This window comes from Massilia oculi (assembly GCF_017582745.1).
Lineage (GTDB): Bacteria > Pseudomonadota > Gammaproteobacteria > Burkholderiales > Burkholderiaceae_D > Telluria > Telluria oculi_A.
Genome location: NZ_JAFVIM010000006.1, coordinates 203,167 through 221,382 on the forward strand (window position 1 = coordinate 203,167; position 18,216 = coordinate 221,382).

The window sequence follows — 18,216 nt, forward strand, 5'->3', positions numbered from 1 at the left end:
TGCGCGCCGTCGTCGCCTGATCCTCCTCACGCCACACCGCGGATCGCGCCGCGATCATGGAAGTCCTGACATGCATCCACCCAAGCGGAGGCGATATGCACGTAAGTTTCCACACCGTCCTGTCTTGTCTACTATGTCTGCTCGCACCCGGGTTGATCGGCGCCGCGTCCGCCCAGGGCGCTCTCGGCCAGGTCGACGGCAAGAAGCCGCACCATCCCGCGCCCGCCAAGACCACCTACCGCGTCGTCAACCTCGCCGCAGGCGAAGTCATCTCGGCCTCGATCAATGCCAGCGGCCAGGTCGCCTATTCGCTGACGACCGATATCTTCAACGAGCCCATCAACGCCTATTTCTACAATGGCGCCAGCTCGCAGAACATCGGCAGCCTTACCGGTCCCGGCAATTTCGCCCGCGCCACCGGGCTCACCAATTCCGGCCAGGTGGTCGGGGTCTCCCTCAATGCCGCCGACGACATCCGCACCTTCACCTGGAACGCCGCGGACGGCATGACCGATATCGGCACCCTGCCCGGGGCCGACGAAGCCCTCGAGCCGGTCATCAACAACAAGGGCGTGATCACGGCCATCGCCCACAATACCGCCACCAGCTTCAACCGCGCCTTCCGCTGGAGCGCCTTGGGAGGCATCACCGACCTCGGCGTGCTGGCGCCGGGACCGGTCGAATCGTCGTATGCCCGGGCGATCAACGACGCAGGCATCATCGTCGGCGACTCCTGGGCCTTCGGCAACGACTACCACGCCTTCCTCTGGACCTTCGGCACCGGCATGATCGACATCCACACCAATGCCAGCAACGACTCGACCCCGGTCGGCATCAGCGCCATCGGCCATGTGGCCGGCAACTACCACGTCGACGGCGAGCTCTGGCGCGGCTACGTCTGGACCTTCGGCAGCGGCATGGTGGACCTCGCCCCGCCCGCCGTGCGAACCGAGGCCTTCGGCATGACTTCCGGCGGACGCATCACCGGCCAGATCGGCGACCCTTTCATCGGTTCGCGCGCCATGACCTGGACCCAGGGCGGCGGCCTGGTCGACCTGGGCACGCTCGGCGGCACCATCTCGTCCGGGCGCGGCGCCAACAACAAGGGGCAAGTGGTCGGCGCCGCCCAGACCGGCGCCGGCCCGGTCCACGCCTATGTCTGGACCGCCAAAGAGGGCATGGTCGACCTGAACACGCGCCTGAAGCACGCGCCGCCCGGCATCGTGCTCGAAAGCGCGCTGGGTATCGCCGACAACGGCTACATCGTCGCCGTGGGCAATACCGGCCTGGTGCTGCTCAAGCCCGTGAGCAAGTCGCCCTGCGCCTGCCCGCACAGCGTCGGCCCGGTCGTGGCGAGCGGGATGGTGGCGGTGGGCGCGCCGCTGACGGCATCGGTCGGTGTCGCCGGCGACCGTCCGGCCGCGCGCTACGGCATCACCTGGCACTGGGGCGACGGCAATGCCACGCGGACGGCGAGCACGCCGGCCGCGAGCGGCGCCGCCAACGCCGGCGCCACCCACAGCTATACCCGTTCCGGCATCTACACGGTAACGGCGAAGGTCGTCGACGGTAACGGCGCCAGCGTGGACGTCAGCCGCCAGGTCGTCGCCTACCAGCCGGGCCAGGGGATGGCGGCCGGCGCCGGCGCCTTCATCTCGCCGCTGGCGGCCAGCAAGGCGCCCCTGCGCCATACGGGCAAGGCGCGCTTCAGCTTCATCGCGCCGGCGGTCGATGCCCAGCCGGCAAGCACGGCGGCGTTCTCGCAAGCGACGCCAGGCGCGCTGCACTTCGATGCCGGCGACCTCGACTTCGTGAGCAAGGACGTCAGGCGGGTCGCGACCCAGGGCGCCCAGGGCAGGTTCGAAGGCAGCGGCACCCTCAATGGTGAAGGAGGCTACCGGTTCACGCTGGCCGCCACCGCATCGCATGCCGCCGGCGGCGAACCGGGCCGTATCACGCTCAAGATCTGGCATCTCGACCGGGCGACGGGCAAGGAAGTGGTCGCCTACGATAACAGCGAGGCCAGCGACGGGCCCACCCGCGCCACACTGGCCGGCGCGACCGGCCGCAGCGCTGGCTCCTTGGGCGGCGCCGGCAATGGCGCCGGCAGCGCGCTGTCCGAAGGCAGCATCGCCTTGCACTAGCGTTACGACGCATGGGCAAAGGTGACGCTCATCGCGCCGCCCTTGTAACAAAGCGGTCATGCAAGAATGCAATCATGCCGGCCATCCTTCCGACCGGAGACTTGCATGACCCGCTTACGTTTCACCGGCGCCGCCTCCTGCGCCGCCGCCCTTTCCCTGGCCCTGCTGGCCGGCTGCAGCCCCAGCGATCCATCCGCCCCCGCCGCGACCACGCCGCCGCCGGTGCAGACGCCGGATCCGACGCCAACGCCTCCGGCGCCGACCCCGGTCGCCTTCATGAGCGACGTCCACTTCCAGAACGTCTACGGCGACTTCAAGAACAGCCAGTTCGCCGGCATCCCGACCAAGGACGGCAAGCACGCGACCATCCGCACGATGTACGCGCAGCTGACCTCGACCCGCCTGTTCAACGAGAACTACTTCGCCTTCTTCGCCGCGCTCGACGACGCCTACGCCAAGGGCATCCGCGTCGTGGCGCTGCCGGGCGACTATACCGACGACGCCCAGCCGATGAACGTCGACGGCATCGCCGCCATCATGAAGGACTATCAGGCCAAGGGCATGCGCTTCTTCCTGGCGCCGGGCAACCACGATCCGGTCGAGCCCTACGACGACAACGAAGCGGGCAAGAACGACTTCCTGACCAAGGAAGGCAAGGAACAGAAGATCTTCGCCACCGGCAATCCGGCCTGCGTCGCCAAGGACCCGACCGTGATCTGCACCGACCAGGTCATGGAGCAAGGCACCGAACGCCTGATGACGAAGATGGCCGAATTCGGCTTCATGCCGAACAAGGCCGACCTGCTGTGGGAAACCCCGTTCAGCAAGTACACTGGCGGCAAGTACACGTATGACGAAGCGCTGGCCCAGGCCGCGGTGAAGAACCGCCAGTTCGAGATCTGCCTCGAGGGTTCGGGCGGCGCCTACAAGGCAGCCGGCGAAGCCAGGCTGGGCAAGGCTTTCACCAAGTGCACCGAGATGATCGACAGCACCTACCTGGTGGAGCCGGTCAAGGGCCTGTGGCTGCTCTCGATCGACGCCAACGTCTTCGTCCCCAACGCGAAATTCGATCCGGCCAAGCCGCACGATTTCAAGGGCTACGATGGCGCCGGCAACGCCGGCTGGAACAAGGTCATCACCCACAAGATGTTCCTGATGGACTACATCAAGTCGGTCGCCGCCCGCGCCAAGGCGGAAGGCAAGCAGCTGATGGCCTTCTCGCACTACCCGACCATGGACTTCTACGCCAACCAGACCTCGGCCATGAAGGCCGTGTTCAAGTCGGGCGCCTTCCAGACCGCGCGCGTGCCGGACCAGACCGTGGCCAACGCGGTGGCCGCGACCGGCCTGCGTCTGCACGTCGGCGGCCACATGCACTTCAACGGCACCAACGACCACCAGGATGCCGGCGGCAACTATCTGGTCAACGTCCAGTCGCCGTCGCTGGCGGTGTATGGCGCGGCCTACAAGATCGTCACCTATAAAGACCAGGACACGATCGACGTCCAGACCATGCCCCTGAACACGGTGCCGCGCTTCGCCGAGCTGTTCCCGCACTATGTGGTCGAGAACGACTACCTGAAGGGCAGCTCGGTGCCCGCCGACGCGGCCAAGCGCTGGGACCGCGACATCCTCGAAACCCGTTCCTATGGCGAGTACACCCATCAGTACTTCGGCGAACTGTCGCGCCTGCGCTTCATGGACGAATACTGGCCATGCGAGATGAAGGAAGCGGCGATGGCCCTGGACGGCAAGCAGATGCTGATCCTGTCCCAGCTGCAGACGAAAGTGACGCTGGCCCAGCTCAAGGACGTCCCTGGCGTCGTGCCCCTGACTGCCGCCTGCGCCGCGCCGGGCGCCACGTCCAGCGCCACGGTCGCCGCCTCGACCCTCGCCGCCGACTGGCTCGAGGCCACCGCGCGCGCCGACAAGCTGGCCAGCGCCGCCGGCCTGCGCCTGGACGACTTCGCCGGCATCTCGGCCTACGATTTCTACGGCGACTTCCACCGCACCGTGTATGCGGGCGAACTGGCCCTGCGCGACATGGGGCAGCAGCGCGTGAACCAGTACAAGGTGCTGATGGCAGCCTTCCCCGCCACCCCCGCGGCCATCGCCAGGGTGGGCGACAAGCCGTCCGACCAGAACCCGGTGCACGTACCGTTCCAGAACCAGTTCAAGCAGGTGTTCGCCATCCTCAAGGGCCTGGGTTCGGCCAAGCCAAGCGACCATTTCACGGTGGACCTGAAAGGCAAGAAGGTCAGCAACGCCAGCAATAATGGCCTGAGCTTCAACTGATCGCCGCTGGTCACCAGCCGGCCCGAAGGCGCCGCGGCCCATGGTCGCGGCGCCCTTTTTTTCATCTGCAGCCTCACCGCCGGACGTCGTGTTTTTGTAAAACCTAGTAAACCTGATAGCTCCTGTCTCGTCAGACATTGCTTAGCGTACGTAGGTATTGACGCCGAGCGCGACCACGCGCCGCCCTGCATTTTCGAGACCACCGCATGCCCCCAGATCGTTCTCCCGGAATGTTCGCGCCGGCGACCCTTGTAACGGGGTTGCTGCTGTCGCTGGCATTCGGCGCCGGCGCCTGGTTCGCCACGTCCGAGGCGATCGAGAGCGATGCCCATGCGCGTTTTCGCAGCATGGCGCGCGCCTCCCAGTACGCGATCGACGCCCGCATAAAGAGCTATAGCGATGTGTTGCGCGGCGCCGCCGGACTATTCCGCGCCGCGCCCGACACCACGGCCGACCAGTTTCGCCAGTACGTGCAGCAACTGGACATCAAGCGCAACTTCCCGGGCATCGAAGTCATCAATTATGCGCGCGCCGTCCAGACGCCGGGCCTGCCGGCGCTGAACGAGGAGGTGCGTGGACGCCTTGCGCGGCGCGGCGTGCACCACTTTCAGCCGCTGGTGGCCCAGCCCGACCGCAATACTTATACGGTGCTGGTCTATATCGAGCCCCTGCTCCCGCTCTCGCTCACCAAGCTTGGCATGGACCTGGAAGCACGCGGCGCGACCCGGCGCGTGCTGGCCAGCGCGCGCGACTCCGGCTTGCCGAGCGCCTCGGGCACCCGCATCGAGCTGTTTTCTGGTCCCAACCAGAATGGCCTGGCGCTGCGCCTGCCGGTGTACCGCAGCGACATGCCGACCGACTCGGTGGAGGGTCGGCGCCTGGCCTATATCGGTTCAGTCGGCATCGGCTTCGGCGTGGCGCGCCTGGTGGGTGGGGTGCTCGACGAGTTCCCGATCCGGGGCGCGCGCCTGATCCTGACCGAGCTGACCTCGGTGACGCCCGAGCCCGGCGAGACGCCGCCACGCGCCACGCTGTACGACAGCCTGGCCAGCGCCGAGCGCCCCGACCCGGCGCCGCCGCCGGACGACAACAGCGTATTCGCGACCAGCCTGCCGATCGAATTCAACCAGCGCATCTGGCGCGCCGACTTCAGCATCCCGAAGTCGGTGCTGTACACGCGCTTCGACATGTACTACCCCTGGCTGGCCGCGTTCGCCGCCGGCATCAGCACCGCCCTGCTCTACGCCCTGTTCCAGATCCTGGCCTCGTCGCGCCGCAACGCCCTGCGCATGGCCGAGGAAATGACGCGCGAACTGCGCGCCAGCCAGGCCAAGCTGCAGGCCAGCCACGAAAAGCTGCGCCTGCTGGCGGCGCACGCCGAGCAGATCAAGGAAGGCGAGCGCAAGCGCATCGCGCGCGAGATCCATGACGACCTGGCGCAGAACCTGCTGGCGCTGAAGATCGAGGCCGAGTTCCTGGCCAACCGCACCCGCGGCGGCCACCGGCGCCTGCACGCGCGCGCCGACGCCACCGTGCGCCAGATCGACGTCACCATCCGCAGCGTGCGCCAGATCATCAACGACCTGCGCCCCAATGTGCTGGACCTGGGCCTGTCGGCGGCGGTCGACTGGCAGGTGGCCGATTTCGCGCGCCGCACCGGCATCGAGTGCGAGCTGGTCGACGACGACGGCGAGCACCGGATCGACGACCACAGCGCCACCGCCTTCTTCCGCATCCTGCAGGAGTCGCTCAACAACGTGGCGCGCCATGCGCGCGCGACCAGGGTCAGGATCGCCCTGCAGCAGCAGGCCGACATGCTGACCATGACGATCCGCGACAACGGCGTCGGCATGCAGCCGGGAAGCCGCAACCGCCACGGCTCGTTCGGCCTGGTCGGAATCGAGGAGCGGGTTGGCATCCTGGGTGGCTCGTTCTCGATCAGCAGCGGCCTGGACGCCGGCACCACGGTGGTGGTGTCGATCCCGGTCACGCCCATGTTCGGCAGCGACGACGACGCGATGTACCGGGGGGCGCGGTCGACGGTGGCCGTGGCCGCCTGACGATACACGATGTACTTACGCTATGTTGCAACAGATACCGTTATTACAGCCAAAGTTTGATCAAGCTCAACAGTTGCAATGAGCATCCGCATGAAAATTTTTATCACTGTCACGGGTCAAGACGAACGTGACAGAAACAGTATCGACCAGAAGGCCACGACGCGAGCCAGTACCACCAGCGTCAACAGCACGACTGCCATGCCAAACAGGGATAACGCAGCGCCATTACAAATTTAACGAGGTGATAACGATGTCGACCAATACCGAATTCTCAGTGTTCGAAGCTCTTGACCTGACACCCATCAAAATGAAACTGATGCATGCGGAATCGGGCGAAGGCTGGTCCGAACGCCGTGCCAACGCGGTCGAGGCCGAGTACCGGCGCTTCCTGTTCCTCATGAAAAAATACCCGGACGACGGCGCTTCGCCGACGGTCGACGTCGACACGTTCTGGCACTACCACATCCTCGACACGATGAAGTACGCACGCGACTGCGAAGCGACCTTCGGCTTCTTCCTCCATCACTACCCCTACGTCGGCATGGGCGCCGGCGCCGATGAAGGCGAACGCGAACGCGCCGGCGAGCGCATGCGTGAAATCTATGAAGCCGAATTCGGCGTGGTCATCAAGGGCGATGCGGCCTGGTGCGCATTCCCGGGCAAGCAAGCCGCCCAGGCCGACGACACCGCATGGTGCGCATTCCCGGGCAAGCAAGCCGCCCAGGCCGGCGACACCGCATGGTGCGCAGCGCCGGGCAAGCAAGCCGCCCAGGCTGGCGACACCGCCTGGTGCGCAGCCCCGAGCAAGCAAGCCGCCCAGGCCCGCGACACCGCATGGTGCGCAGCGCCGGGCAAGCAAGCCGCCCAGGCCGGCGACACCGCATGGTGCGCGGCGCCGGGCAAGCAAGCCGCCAAGGCTGGTGACACTGCCTGGTGCGCAGCCCCGAGCAAGCAAGCCGCCCAGGCCGGCGACACCGCATGGTGTGCAGCGCCGGGCAAGCAAGCCGCCCAGTCTGGCGATACCGCATGGTGCGCGGCGCCGGGCAAGCAAGCTGCCAAGGCTGGTGACACTGCCTGGTGCGCCGCCCCGAGCAAGGCCGCGCAAGCCGCCTGAAGAAAGACCAACCCTCGCAGCCGGCATCGCGGTCCTGGCCGCCATGCCGGCTGTCGCTTTATACGGCGCCAGCCCCCGCGGTTTCGCTGCCCTTCCTGATCATCAGCGCACGCAATTCGCCGATGCTGAAATCGCTCTCCTCGTGCATGCGGATCAGCAGCGTCGCGCCGATCGGCAAGGTGTTGTGGCGGATCTTGCTGATCACGGGCGGCGCCACTTCGAGCAGCTGCGACAGGGCTGCGTCATTCTTCAGGCGCAGGCGGGAGATGATGGCGTCGAGGACCCGGTTGGGGTCGTACTCGGCGCCGGGTGGAAGGCGGCGGATCGGCATGACTCTTTTCAGTAAAATTATTAATTTGCTATTTGACGCGCTATGCCGCGAAAAATTAGCAGAAAGAGGCAAACCGTCAGTATTTATACGGCTATTTTCGCGGGACGCGAAATTATACAGATAGTCGATAAATAATGTTTACTATTCCATGAGCTGATCTCATGGGGGCGTCATGAGGCCCGGGCGCAGGCGCGCCAGCGTCGTGGCCACGTCGGGATGGCGCAAACGCACCCGCAGTTCGCGCCTCAGGCGCGTGTCGTCCAGCTGTCGCGATTCCGACATGAACGACAGCAGCATCGGCGACACCGCCGTTTGCAGTTCGGCGCGCGCCAGTCGCGGCGGGCGGTTCATGCCGAAGGCGTCGGCCACGGCATCGAAATAATCGGCCATCTTCATGCGCGTGCGGTCGACCGCATGCACCACGCGCCCGGGCCGTCCGCGCAGCAAAGCCGCCAGCACGATGCGCGCCAGGTCGTCGGCGTGCACGTGGCTGGTGTAGACGTCGTCCTCGGCGCGCAGCGCCGGCGTGCCCTGCTCCAGCCGGCGCAGCGGCAGGCGGTCGTCGGCATAGATGCCCGGCACGCGCAGGATGGCCAGCGACGCGCCGGTGGCCAGGGCCCAGGCGCGCAGTACGCGCTCGGCGTCCACGCGCCGCCGCGCGCGCGCATTGCGCGGCGCTACCCGACGATGTTCATGGACCAGCGCGCCACCGCAATCGCCGTACACGCCGCTCGTGCTCACGTACACCATGCGTTCGACTTTTCCCAGCGCCGCCGCCAGGCGGCGCGTGCGCAGATCGTGCTCGCCATCCGGCTGCGGCGGCGCCAGGTGCAGCACCCACGGCGCCAGCCGCCGCAGGCGCGCCAGGGTCGCGGGGCGGTCCAGGTCCGCCACCACCGGCACCGCGCCCAGCGCGCGCAGCTCGGCGCGGCGCTCGGGCTGGCTGGTCAGGGCGAACACACGGTATTTCGCGGCCAGCAGCGGCAGCAGGCGCATGCCGACGTCGCCGCAACCGACGATGAGCAGGCGGGGACGGGCGAAGGAGGATCGGTCTGGCATGGGTTCGGGCGCGGTGGGTGCGGATCGCGGCACTGTAGCACAGCGGCAGGGCCGGCGCCCGGCAAAACCGGGGCCGGTGTAGAATAGCGCCCAGTTGCAACAAAACCGCCATTGGATCAAACACTTGCGCTCGCGCGCCAACCCTTGAATCGCATGACCTTCCAGATCACCGTCCAGCCCAGCGGCAGCCAGTTTACTTGCGAAGCCGATGAAACCGTCCTTTCCGCGGCCATCCGCGCCGGCATCGGCCTGCCCTATGGCTGCAAGAACGGCGCCTGCGGCTCGTGCAAGGGCAAGGTGCTCGATGGCGCGGTGGAGCACAAGCCGCACCAGCAGCGCGCGCTGTCCGACATCGAGAAGACCGGCGGCATGTCGCTGTTCTGCTGCGCCGTGCCGGGCAGCGACCTGGTGATCGAGGCGCGCGAAGTGGGCGGCAGCTCGGACTACCCACTGCGCAAGATGCCGACCCGGATCGCCGCCATCCGCCGCGCCGCGCCCGACGTCGCGATCGTCAACCTGCAGCTGCCGGCCAACGAGCTGCTGGCCTACCGTGCCGGCCAGTACATCGAATTCCTGCTCAAGGACGGCAAGCGCCGCGCCTACTCGATCGCCAATGCGCCGTCGTTCGAAGGCCCGCTCGAGCTGCACATCCGGCATCTGCCGGGCGGCCTGTTCACCGACCACGTGTTCGGCGCCATGAAGGAGCGCGACATCCTGCGCTTCGAGGGCCCGCTGGGCACCTTCTTCCTGCGCGAAGAGTCAAGCAAGCCGATCGTGCTGCTGGCCTCGGGCACCGGCTTCGCCCCGGTCAAGGCCCTGGTCGAGCACCTGATGCACCTGAAGTCGACCCGTCCCGTACGCTTGTACTGGGGCGGCCGCCGCCCGCAAGACCTGTACATGGACGAGCTGTGCCGCGCCTGGGAAACCACGCTGCCCGACTTCACCTACGTGCCGGTGATTTCTGACGCGCTGCCCGAGGATGCCTGGACCGGCCGCACCGGCTTCGTGCACGCGGCGGTCATGCAGGACATCATCGACCTGTCGGGACACCAGGTGTACGCCTGCGGCGCACCGGTCATGGTCGATTCGGCGCGCCGCGACTACACGGCCTTGTGCGGCCTGCCGGAAGACGAGTTCTTCGCCGATTCGTTCACCACCGAAGCGGACCTGGCGGGCGGTTGATCCGCCGCTGGCGGCGCCAACGCGGCGCCGCATCTTCGGGCACAATGACGGGTTCTCCCGTCGCCCCGAACAATCCATGTCCCTGCTGTCTCCCTCCGGCCGCCTCGGCGTCCTGCGCAACCGCAATCTCGCCTTCTATCTCTCGGCGCGCTTCCTCGCCACCTTCGCCGTCCAGATGCAGAGCGTGGCGATCGGGTGGCAGGTGTACCAGATCACCGGCAGCCTGTTCGACCTCGGCCTGATCGGCCTGGCGCAATTCGCGCCATTCCTGCTGTTCATCCTGTGGGCCGGCCACGTGGCCGACCGCCATAACCGGCGCCTGATCGTCATGGCCTGCATGGCGGTGCAGCTGCTGTGCAGCGCGCTGCTGATCGCGTTTACCGCCAGCGGCAGCACGGTCGTGTGGCCGGTGTTCGCGATCCTGGTGGTGTTCGGCAGCGCGCGCGCCTTCATGATGCCGGCGTCGCAGGCGGTGCTCAAGAACCTGGTGCCCGACCGCGAATTCAGCCAGGCGGTGGCGCTCGGCTCTTCGACCATGCACGTGGCGATGATCCTGGGGCCGATCGTCGGCGGCCTGCTGTACGTGTTCGGTGCGCAGGTCGTGCACATGACGTCCGCCAGCCTGCTGGCGCTGGCGGTGCTCCTGATGACGAACACGCGCAGCATCCAGCAGATCATCAACAAGGCGCCGGTCAGCTGGCACACCCTGCTCGAGGGCCTGCGCTTCGTGCGCTCGCGCCCGATCGTGCTGGGCGCCATCTCGCTCGACCTGTTCGCGGTGCTGTTCGGCGGCGCCACCGCCCTGCTGCCGGCCTACGCCCACGACATCCTGGGCGCCGGCCCCACCGGCCTCGGCTTCCTGCGCACCGCGCCCGGCGTCGGCGCCGCCCTGTGCTCGATCACCCTCGCGATGTTCCCGATCACACGCCGGGTCGGCGCCTGGATGTTCGGCGGCGTCGCGCTGTACGGCGTGTGCGTGATCCTGCTCGGCCTGACCGACAGCTTCCCGGTCGCGCTGGCCGCCCTGTTCCTGCTCGGCGTGGGCGACATGGTCAGCGTCTACATCCGCCACCTGCTGGTGCAGTACGAAACCCCGGACGAGATCCGCGGCCGGGTCAGCGCCGTGAACTCGGTGTTCATCGGCGCCTCGAACGAGCTGGGCGAATTCGAATCCGGCGTCACCGCCGGCTGGCTGGGCCTGACGCGCGCCATCCTGCTGGGCGGCGTCGCCACGCTGGTGGTCACCGGGCTGTGGGCGGTGCTGTTCCCCGTGCTGTCAAGGATGGACCGCTTTCCGCACCACGAGAAAGAGCGCGGGAGCTAAGCCCTTCAGGCCACCGCCAGCGCGCGCTGCTGCGATGCCGACGCAGCCGACGCCGGACGGGCCGCGCCGGCATTGCGCTGGCCGGTGCCCAGGTTGAACACGCTGACCGTCTCGGCCAGGCGCGCCGACTGTTCCTTCAGCGACTGGGCAGCAGCCGCCGCTTCCTCGACCAGGGCCGCGTTCTGCTGCGTAACCGCATCCATCTCGGTGACCGCGTGGTTGATCTGCTCGATGCCGTTTTCCTGCTCGTGGCTGGCGACCGTGATCTCGCCCATGATGTCGGTGACGCGCTTGACGCTCACCACGATCTCGTCCATCGTCGCGCCGGCCTGGGTCACCAGGCGGCTGCCTTCGTCGACCTTGTTCACCGAATCGTCGATCAGGGTCTTGATTTCCTTGGCCGCGCTGGCCGAACGCTGGGCCAGGCTGCGCACCTCGCTCGCCACCACGGCGAAGCCGCGGCCCTGCTCGCCGGCGCGCGCCGCTTCCACCGCCGCGTTCAGCGCCAGGATATTGGTCTGGAAGGCGATGCCGTCGATCACCGAGATGATGTCGACGATCTTGCTGGCCGACGCGTGGATCGCGCCCATGGTCTCGACCACGTCGGACACCACGGCGCCGCCGCGGGTGGCGACGTCGGAGGCCGAGCGCGCAGGCCGTTGGCCTGGCGTGCGTGTTCGGCATTCTGCTTGACGGTCGAGGTCAGTTCTTCCATCGACGAGGCGGTTTCTTCCAGCGAGCTGGCCTGCTGCTCGGTGCGGCTCGACAGGTCGAGGTTGCCCACCGCGATCTCGTCCGACGCGGTGGCGATGGTGTCGGTGCCTTCGCGCACCTGGCTGACGATGTCGCGCAGGTTGGTGTTCATGTCTTTCAGCGCGCCCAGCAGCTGGCCGGTCTCGTCGAGCGAGGTGACCTCGATGTGGCTGGAGAGGTCACCTGCGGCGACGGTGCGCGCGACTTCCACGGCCCGGTTCAGCGGGCGGGTAATCGAACGGGTAATCAGCCAGGCGATGGCGACCGCCGCAATCAGGGCGATGCCGCCGACGGTGAACATCAACACGCGCGCCTGCGCATAGGCGTCGCGTCCACGCGCCTGGTCTTCATTATTGCGCGTGCTCTGCAGGGTGATGATGTCGTCGATCGAGGTGGTCCAGCCGCGCATGGCGGGCACGAACTCTTCGCGCAGGAAATCCCGACCGGCCTCGAGGTCGTTTTGCCGCGCCAGCGCTTCGCCCTTGGCGATCAGCGGCAGCACCTTGGCGGCGGCCGCGGCGGTATTGGCCAGCTGGGCCCTGCCCTCTTCGGAAGTGATCGATCCGTCCAGCGCTTTGGCGCCGACCTCGTAGGCTTCGCGCGCCTTGGCGATCGCGGTCGACTGTTCCTGCATCTGGGCTTCGTCCGAAATGATCGTCATGTCGCGCACGGCGATCGAGATCCGGCGCAGGTTGTCGCGCATGGTGCTGGCGGCATCGATGCGCGCATTGTTCACTTCGACGACCTTGACCAGCAAATCGTTCATGGCGCTCAGTTTCTGCACGCCGGTGGCCAACACGACAGCCAACAGCACAAGTACCAGGCCGAAGGCGAGCGCCAGGCGCTGGCCGATTTTCAGTTGCTTCAATTGCATCTTGTTATTCCCGTTCCTGTCATTGCATCGGCCGTGTAACGCGGAGGCGTCAGCGTGTTTTTATCGGTTTTTACACCCGCAACCTTTTCGAATCTTGTGACTTTCGAACTTTTAGATGAAACAATTCGATAGAATTGGCGGTTGAGGGCAATTCTAGTAGGACTGCTCCTACAAAACGAGTAAACAATTTCTATGTGGCAATTCAGCAACATTGATACCAGAGTGGCATTAGCAAGACGCTAACAGGTCGGGCGCGGCGAAATTCGCGGGAGGTGTAAGATGAAGCCGTAACGACTTACAGGAGCCATCCATGCAGATCAATGTAAATACCGACAACACCATCAACAAGCATCAGGGTCTGGACGAGCACGTGCAGGAAGTCGTGCGCACCTCCATCGGTCGTTTTGGCGACCAGGTCAACCGCGTTGACGTTCACTTGAGTAATGAGAACAAGGAGAAGAAGGCAGACGGCGGCAATTCGTGCATGCTCGAAGCACGCCTGAGCGGCATCGCGCCGATCGTCATCCACGAGCACGCCACCGACCTGCACCAGGCCATCAACAACGCCGGCGGCAAGCTGGCGCGCGCCCTCGACAGCGCGATCGGCCGTCTGCAGGACAAGCAGCGCGCCGCCTCGATCACGCACACCGAAGATCCCACCGCCGACAAGCACCTGACGGATATGTGATCGTGACCCAATGAAGTGCAGGCCCGTCCGGGCCTGCACTTCAGCCTGCACTTCAGCCTGCGCTTCCTTCCAGCATTGCCTTCACTTCGCGCAGATAGCGCAGGCCCGCCAGGGCCCGGCTTCCATACCACGACATCATCTCGCCATCGACCAGCAGCACGGGGATCCCGATCTGCTTTTCCAGCGCGTCCGCATGGGCCTCGGTGAAGCGGTAGGGTTCGGTCGACAGCAGCACGGCGTCGAGCCCGTCCACCAGGGCTTCGGACCAGTCGAAACGGGGATAGCGCGCCGCCCCCAGCCCGGGCACGCGCCAGCCCAGTTCGGCCAGCATGGCCGCGATATACGTGTCCTTCGACACGCTCATCCACGGGTCTTGCCAGATGCAGTACAGGACCGTGCGTGCGGGACCGCGCGCCAGTGCGCGCAGCCGCGCCAGTTCATCCTCGAAGTCCGCGCACCAGGACGCGGCCTGCTCCCGGGCGCCGAAGATGCCGCCCATCAGCCGCGCCAGCGCCAGGTTGTCCTCGGGGACCAGCGGATGCGTGACCACCACGTGCGGCACGAACTGGGCCAGCGCGTCGACGGTCGGCTTTTCGTTCTCGTCGATATTGACCACGACGTGGGTCGGCGCCAGCTTGCGGATCTTCTCGAGGTTGACGTCCTTGGTGCCGCCCACCTTGGGGATGTCCGCCACCACCGCCTTCGGGTGGATGCAAAAGCCGGTGCGGCCGACCAGCTGCGGCGCCAGGCCGAGGTCGCACAGCAGCTCGGTGATCGACGGCACCAGCGACACGATGCGCGCGTCCAGGGCCGGCCGATGCGCGTGCCCAAGCGCATCGAAGAGCGAATTGTCAGAATCAGTCATGCCGCCATGTCACCATTGTTGTTTAAGGAGCGCCGAATACGCATTCCAGGTCCGATAGGCTATCATTTCACCGCTGTAAGGACTCAACCTTACGCGATTCGCTCGAGGCCCCACTTGGAACACATCGGCACCTTCGGTGCTTCCCGTACGACGCTACGCGACCTGCACCTGTTTCGCGACGAGACCGACCCGGCCATCGCCGCGATGGTGGCCGGCTGCGCCGTCGTGCGCATGGCGCGCGGCCGCCGCATCGACGATGGCGGCCAGGCGCGCCTGTACATCGTCCTGTCGGGCGCGCTCGAGATCGCACCCGACGCCCATGCCGGCGACGAGGGCAACACCAGCCGCATCCTGCCGGGCGAGAGCGTGGGCGAACAGGCGGTGCTGGACGACGCGCTGAACCTGGCGGCGATGACGGCGCTCGAGGACACCGAACTGCTGGTGATCGAGTCCGACATGGTGTGGACACTGATCGAACGTTCCGGCGTGCTGGCGCGTAACCTGCTGCGCCTGCTGTCCTTCCGCATCCGCGCCACCAACGCCCTGCTGCGGCGGCGCCAGAAGCTGGGCGAATTCTACCGCCAGCTCTCGCTCAACGACCCGCTCACCGGCCTGTACAACCGCGCCTGGCTCAACGAGATGCTGCCCAAGCTGGCCGCGCGCGCGGCCAACGACGGCAGCCCGCTGTCGCTCGTGATGATCGACCTCGACCACTTCAAGCGCTTCAACGACACCCACGGCCACATCGCCGGCGACGCCGCGCTGGCCGCGGCCGCGAGCGTGATCCGCGGCGCGCTGCGCCCGTCCGACTTCGCGGTGCGCTACGGCGGCGAAGAGATGCTGGCCGTGCTGCCCGACACCACGCCGGAAATGGCGACTGGCGTGGCCGAACGCCTGTGCCGGCGCCTGCGCCTGGCCGTCGTGTTCCCCGACATGCGCCTGCCGCTGCCGCACCTGACCGGTTCCTTCGGCGTGGCCAGCCTGACTCCCGGCGGCGACGAGCGCAGCCTGATGGCGGCGGCCGACGCCGCCCTGTACCGCGCCAAGGAGGCGGGACGGGACCGCGTCTGCGCTTGAGCTCGCTTGCCGCCGGCCGTGACTGATCCGCGCGGATGTGCCACCATGCCGGTTGACGCCGCGACGGCAGCCTTTATAACAACACATGAGCACGCATACCTTCCTCTGGCACGACTATGAAACCTTCGGCGCGGTGCCGCGCCGCGACCGCCCGGCCCAGTTCGCAGCGATCCGCACCGACGCCGACCTCAACGAGATCGGCGAGCCGATCATGCTGTACTGCCAGCCGGCCAACGACTTCCTGCCCGACCCGCAATCCTGCCTGATCACCGGCATCACGCCGCAGCACTGCCTCGAACGGGGCGTGCCCGAACACGAATTCGCGCGCCAGATCGAAGCCGCCTTCAGCGAGCCGGGCACGATCGGCGTCGGCTACAACACGATCCGCTTCGACGACGAGGTGACCCGCTTCCTGTTCTGGCGCAACCTGATCGATCCGTATGCGCGCGAGTGGCAGCACAACTGCGGCCGCTGGGACCTGCTCGACGTGGTGCGCATGGTGTACGCGCTGCGCCCGGAAGGCATCGAATGGCCGACCCGCGAAGACGGCAAGCCGAGCTTCAAGCTGGAACACCTGAGCGCCGCCAACGGCCTGGCCCACGAGGCGGCGCACGATGCGCTGTCCGACGTGCGCGCCACCATCGCGCTGGCGCGCCTGATCCGCGCCAAGCAGCCGCGCCTGTTCGACTTCTGCCTCGAGCTGCGCCGCAAGGACCGGGTCGCGACCGAGATCGGCCTGCACCTCGACCCGGGCCAGCGCCAGCCTTTCCTGCACGTGTCCGGCATGTTCCCGGTCGAATACGGCTGCCTGGGCCTGGTCTATCCGCTGGCCCAGCATCCGACCAACAAGAACGAGGTGCTGGTCTGGGATTGCCGCCACGACCCGTCCGAACTGTTCGCGCTCGACGCCGACACCATCCGCACCCGCATGTTTACCCGCGCCAGTGAGCTGCCCGAGGGCGTGACCCGGCTGCCGATCAAGAGCGTGCACCTGAACAAATCGCCGATGCTGGTCGGGAACCTCAAGACGCTGCGGCCCGACCTGGCCACGCGCTGGGACATCGACCTGGAGCGCGGCCGCGCGCACGCCGCGCTGGCGGCCGGCGGGCCGGACATGCGGGCGATCTGGGCCCAGGTGCTGGCCAAACCCGGCACGGGTGAAGCGGTGGACGTCGACGAAGACCTGTACGGCGGTTTCGTCAGCCGCGACGACCGCCGCCAGCTCGAATCCCTGCGCATGCAGAAGCCCGAGGCGCTGGCGCGGCGCGTCAGCTTCGAGGACGAGCGTCTCAACGAACTATTGTTCCGCTACCGCGCGCGCAACTTCCCGCATACCTTGTCGGAAGATGAGCAGCAACTGTGGGAAGCGCACCGGGCGGCGCGGCTGTTCGAGGGCGCGCATGGGGCGCGCACGGTGGACCAGCTGTTTACCGAGATCGATGCCTTGTCGGAGACGGCGGACGAGCGCGCCGAGGAGATCCTGGGCGCGCTGTACGACTACGCGGAGTCGATCGCGCCGGATCGATACTGAAAATCATCGTGGCGTGGACGGCAACGCCGTTCACGCCACCGGATCAACCGTGGCGATGCGCGTTGATCGCATCGCGCGTCTCGCGCGCCACGCGCCGCGCCGCAGCGGCGAAATCTTCACCTTCCTGCGGCGTCGCATACAGGATCGCACGCGACGAATTGATCATCATGCCCGCGCCATCCGCCGTGCGGCCCGCCTTGACGGTCGCCTCGACGTCGCCGCCCTGGGCGCCCACGCCCGGGATCAAGAGCGGCATATCGCCCACCAGCTTGCGCACCTGCGCGATCTCGTCCGGGAAGGTCGCTCCCACCACCAGCGCGCACTGGCCGTTGCGGTTCCATTTGTCGGCGACCAGCTGGGCCACGTGCTGGTACAGCGGACGGCCGCCCACGTCCAGGAACTGCAGGTCGGAACCGCCCGCGTTCGAGGTGCGGCACAGCACGATCACGCCGCGGTCCGGCCATTCCATATACGGCTCGACCGAATCGAAGCCCATGTAGGGGCTGACCGTCACCGCGTCGGCGCCATAGCGCTCGTAGGCTTCGCGCGCGTACTGGTGCGCGGTGGCGCCGATGTCGCCGCGCTTGGCGTCCATCACCAGCGGGATGTGCGGGTAGGTAGCGCGCAGGTAGGCGCAGATTTCTTCCAGCTGGTCTTCCGCGCCGAGGGCGGCGAAATAGGCGATCTGCGGCTTGAAGGCGCAGGCCAGGTCGGCGGTGGCGTCGATGATGGCCTTGCAGAACTGGACGATGGCGTCCGGCTGGCCCTGCAAATGGGCCGGCAGGCGCGCCAGGTCCGGGTCGAGGCCGACGCACAGCAGCGAATCGTTACGGGCCCATGCGGCGGAAAGTTTGTTGATGAAATTCACCTCTAGCCCCTTGTATCTTTGTAAATGCAAACCCACTATTGTACCCGCCGG

The 18,216-nt window shown here is 66.9% G+C and carries 13 protein-coding genes and 1 pseudogene; 9 read left to right on the forward strand and 5 right to left on the reverse strand.

Annotation, left to right across the window (positions count from 1 at the left end; translation table 11 throughout):
• The first annotated feature begins 95 nt into the window (after positions 1-95).
• The 4 genes from J3U95_RS09740 to J3U95_RS09755 all read left to right on the forward strand — a co-directional run bounded on the left by J3U95_RS09740 (position 96) and on the right by J3U95_RS09755 (position 7,613).
• A complete protein-coding gene (locus J3U95_RS09740; RefSeq protein WP_208278398.1) occupies positions 96-2,144 on the forward strand; it encodes a PKD domain-containing protein in 2,049 nt (682 codons plus the stop codon).
• A 105-nt stretch (positions 2,145-2,249) separates the two neighbouring features.
• Entirely contained in the window at positions 2,250-4,439 is a 2,190-nt protein-coding gene (locus J3U95_RS09745) for a metallophosphoesterase family protein (protein ID WP_208278399.1), read from the forward strand.
• A gap of 206 nt (positions 4,440-4,645) precedes the next feature.
• Entirely contained in the window at positions 4,646-6,499 is a 1,854-nt protein-coding gene (locus J3U95_RS09750; protein WP_229519738.1) for a sensor histidine kinase, read from the forward strand.
• Positions 6,500-6,806: 307 nt separating this feature from the next.
• Positions 6,807-7,613 (forward strand): glycine-rich domain-containing protein, encoded by an 807-nt coding sequence (locus J3U95_RS09755; RefSeq protein ID WP_229519739.1) that lies wholly within the window; start codon positions 6,807-6,809, stop codon positions 7,611-7,613.
• Between the two features lie 58 nt (positions 7,614-7,671).
• Here the strand turns inward: J3U95_RS09755 and J3U95_RS09760 are convergent, their stop codons facing one another.
• Together J3U95_RS09760 and J3U95_RS09765 are read right to left on the reverse strand one after the other, a co-directional pair.
• Positions 7,672-7,944: a hypothetical protein gene (locus J3U95_RS09760; protein WP_208278401.1), complete on the reverse strand. Its 273-nt coding sequence runs from the start codon at positions 7,942-7,944 to the stop codon at positions 7,672-7,674.
• 159 nt (positions 7,945-8,103) lie between these two features.
• On the reverse strand, positions 8,104-9,003 hold the full coding sequence (locus J3U95_RS09765; RefSeq protein ID WP_208278402.1) for an NAD(P)H-binding protein: 900 nt from the start codon (positions 9,001-9,003) through the stop codon (positions 8,104-8,106).
• A gap of 153 nt (positions 9,004-9,156) precedes the next feature.
• Here J3U95_RS09765 and J3U95_RS09770 point away from each other — a divergent pair, with 153 nt between their 5' ends.
• Together J3U95_RS09770 and J3U95_RS09775 are read left to right on the forward strand one after the other, a co-directional pair.
• Complete coding sequence (locus J3U95_RS09770) at positions 9,157-10,185, forward strand: CDP-6-deoxy-delta-3,4-glucoseen reductase (protein ID WP_208278403.1); 1,029 nt, start codon at positions 9,157-9,159, stop codon at positions 10,183-10,185.
• A 76-nt stretch (positions 10,186-10,261) separates the two neighbouring features.
• Positions 10,262-11,509 (forward strand): MFS transporter, encoded by a 1,248-nt coding sequence (locus tag J3U95_RS09775; protein ID WP_208278404.1) that lies wholly within the window; start codon positions 10,262-10,264, stop codon positions 11,507-11,509.
• 5 nt (positions 11,510-11,514) lie between these two features.
• On the opposite strand, the pseudogene J3U95_RS09780 reads toward J3U95_RS09775, so the two are convergent.
• A pseudogene (locus J3U95_RS09780) lies at positions 11,515-13,136 on the reverse strand (methyl-accepting chemotaxis protein).
• Between the two features lie 310 nt (positions 13,137-13,446).
• On the opposite strand from J3U95_RS09780, the gene J3U95_RS09785 reads away from it, so the two are divergent.
• The gene (locus J3U95_RS09785) at positions 13,447-13,824 is read left to right on the forward strand and encodes an HPF/RaiA family ribosome-associated protein (protein WP_208278405.1); all 378 of its coding nucleotides are present in this window, start codon (positions 13,447-13,449) and stop codon (positions 13,822-13,824) included.
• A gap of 52 nt (positions 13,825-13,876) precedes the next feature.
• Here the strand turns inward: J3U95_RS09785 and J3U95_RS09790 are convergent, their stop codons facing one another.
• Positions 13,877-14,689 (reverse strand): helical backbone metal receptor, encoded by an 813-nt coding sequence (locus J3U95_RS09790; RefSeq protein WP_208278406.1) that lies wholly within the window; start codon positions 14,687-14,689, stop codon positions 13,877-13,879.
• A gap of 114 nt (positions 14,690-14,803) precedes the next feature.
• Here J3U95_RS09790 and J3U95_RS09795 point away from each other — a divergent pair, with 114 nt between their 5' ends.
• Both J3U95_RS09795 and sbcB read left to right on the forward strand, forming a co-directional pair.
• Positions 14,804-15,766 carry a GGDEF domain-containing protein gene (locus J3U95_RS09795; protein ID WP_208278407.1) on the forward strand — a complete coding sequence of 321 codons (963 nt, stop codon included), beginning with the start codon at positions 14,804-14,806 and terminating at the stop codon, positions 15,764-15,766.
• A gap of 85 nt (positions 15,767-15,851) precedes the next feature.
• A complete protein-coding gene (gene sbcB, locus J3U95_RS09800) occupies positions 15,852-17,297 on the forward strand; it encodes an exodeoxyribonuclease I (RefSeq protein ID WP_208278408.1) in 1,446 nt (481 codons plus the stop codon).
• Between the two features lie 43 nt (positions 17,298-17,340).
• Here the strand turns inward: sbcB and pyrF are convergent, their stop codons facing one another.
• The gene (gene pyrF / locus J3U95_RS09805) at positions 17,341-18,165 is read right to left on the reverse strand and encodes an orotidine-5'-phosphate decarboxylase (RefSeq protein WP_208278409.1); all 825 of its coding nucleotides are present in this window, start codon (positions 18,163-18,165) and stop codon (positions 17,341-17,343) included.
• Between the last annotated feature and the right edge of the window lie 51 nt (positions 18,166-18,216).

Excerpts from the sequence above, each read along its gene's own strand:
- J3U95_RS09740 (WP_208278398.1), top strand. The coding sequence starts at position 96 with ATGCACGTAAGTTTCCACACCGTCCTGTCTTGTCTACTATGTCTGCTC.
- J3U95_RS09745 (WP_208278399.1), top strand. The coding sequence starts at position 2,250 with ATGACCCGCTTACGTTTCACCGGCGCCGCCTCCTGCGCCGCCGCCCTT.
- J3U95_RS09750 (WP_229519738.1), top strand. The coding sequence starts at position 4,646 with ATGCCCCCAGATCGTTCTCCCGGAATGTTCGCGCCGGCGACCCTTGTA.
- J3U95_RS09755 (WP_229519739.1), top strand. The coding sequence starts at position 6,807 with ATGAAACTGATGCATGCGGAATCGGGCGAAGGCTGGTCCGAACGCCGT.
- J3U95_RS09760 (WP_208278401.1), bottom strand. The coding sequence starts at position 7,944 with ATGCCGATCCGCCGCCTTCCACCCGGCGCCGAGTACGACCCCAACCGG.
- J3U95_RS09765 (WP_208278402.1), bottom strand. The coding sequence starts at position 9,003 with ATGCCAGACCGATCCTCCTTCGCCCGTCCCCGCCTGCTCATCGTCGGT.
- J3U95_RS09770 (WP_208278403.1), top strand. The coding sequence starts at position 9,157 with ATGACCTTCCAGATCACCGTCCAGCCCAGCGGCAGCCAGTTTACTTGC.
- J3U95_RS09775 (WP_208278404.1), top strand. The coding sequence starts at position 10,262 with ATGTCCCTGCTGTCTCCCTCCGGCCGCCTCGGCGTCCTGCGCAACCGC.
- J3U95_RS09785 (WP_208278405.1), top strand. The coding sequence starts at position 13,447 with ATGCAGATCAATGTAAATACCGACAACACCATCAACAAGCATCAGGGT.
- J3U95_RS09790 (WP_208278406.1), bottom strand. The coding sequence starts at position 14,689 with ATGACTGATTCTGACAATTCGCTCTTCGATGCGCTTGGGCACGCGCAT.
- sbcB (WP_208278408.1), top strand. The coding sequence starts at position 15,852 with ATGAGCACGCATACCTTCCTCTGGCACGACTATGAAACCTTCGGCGCG.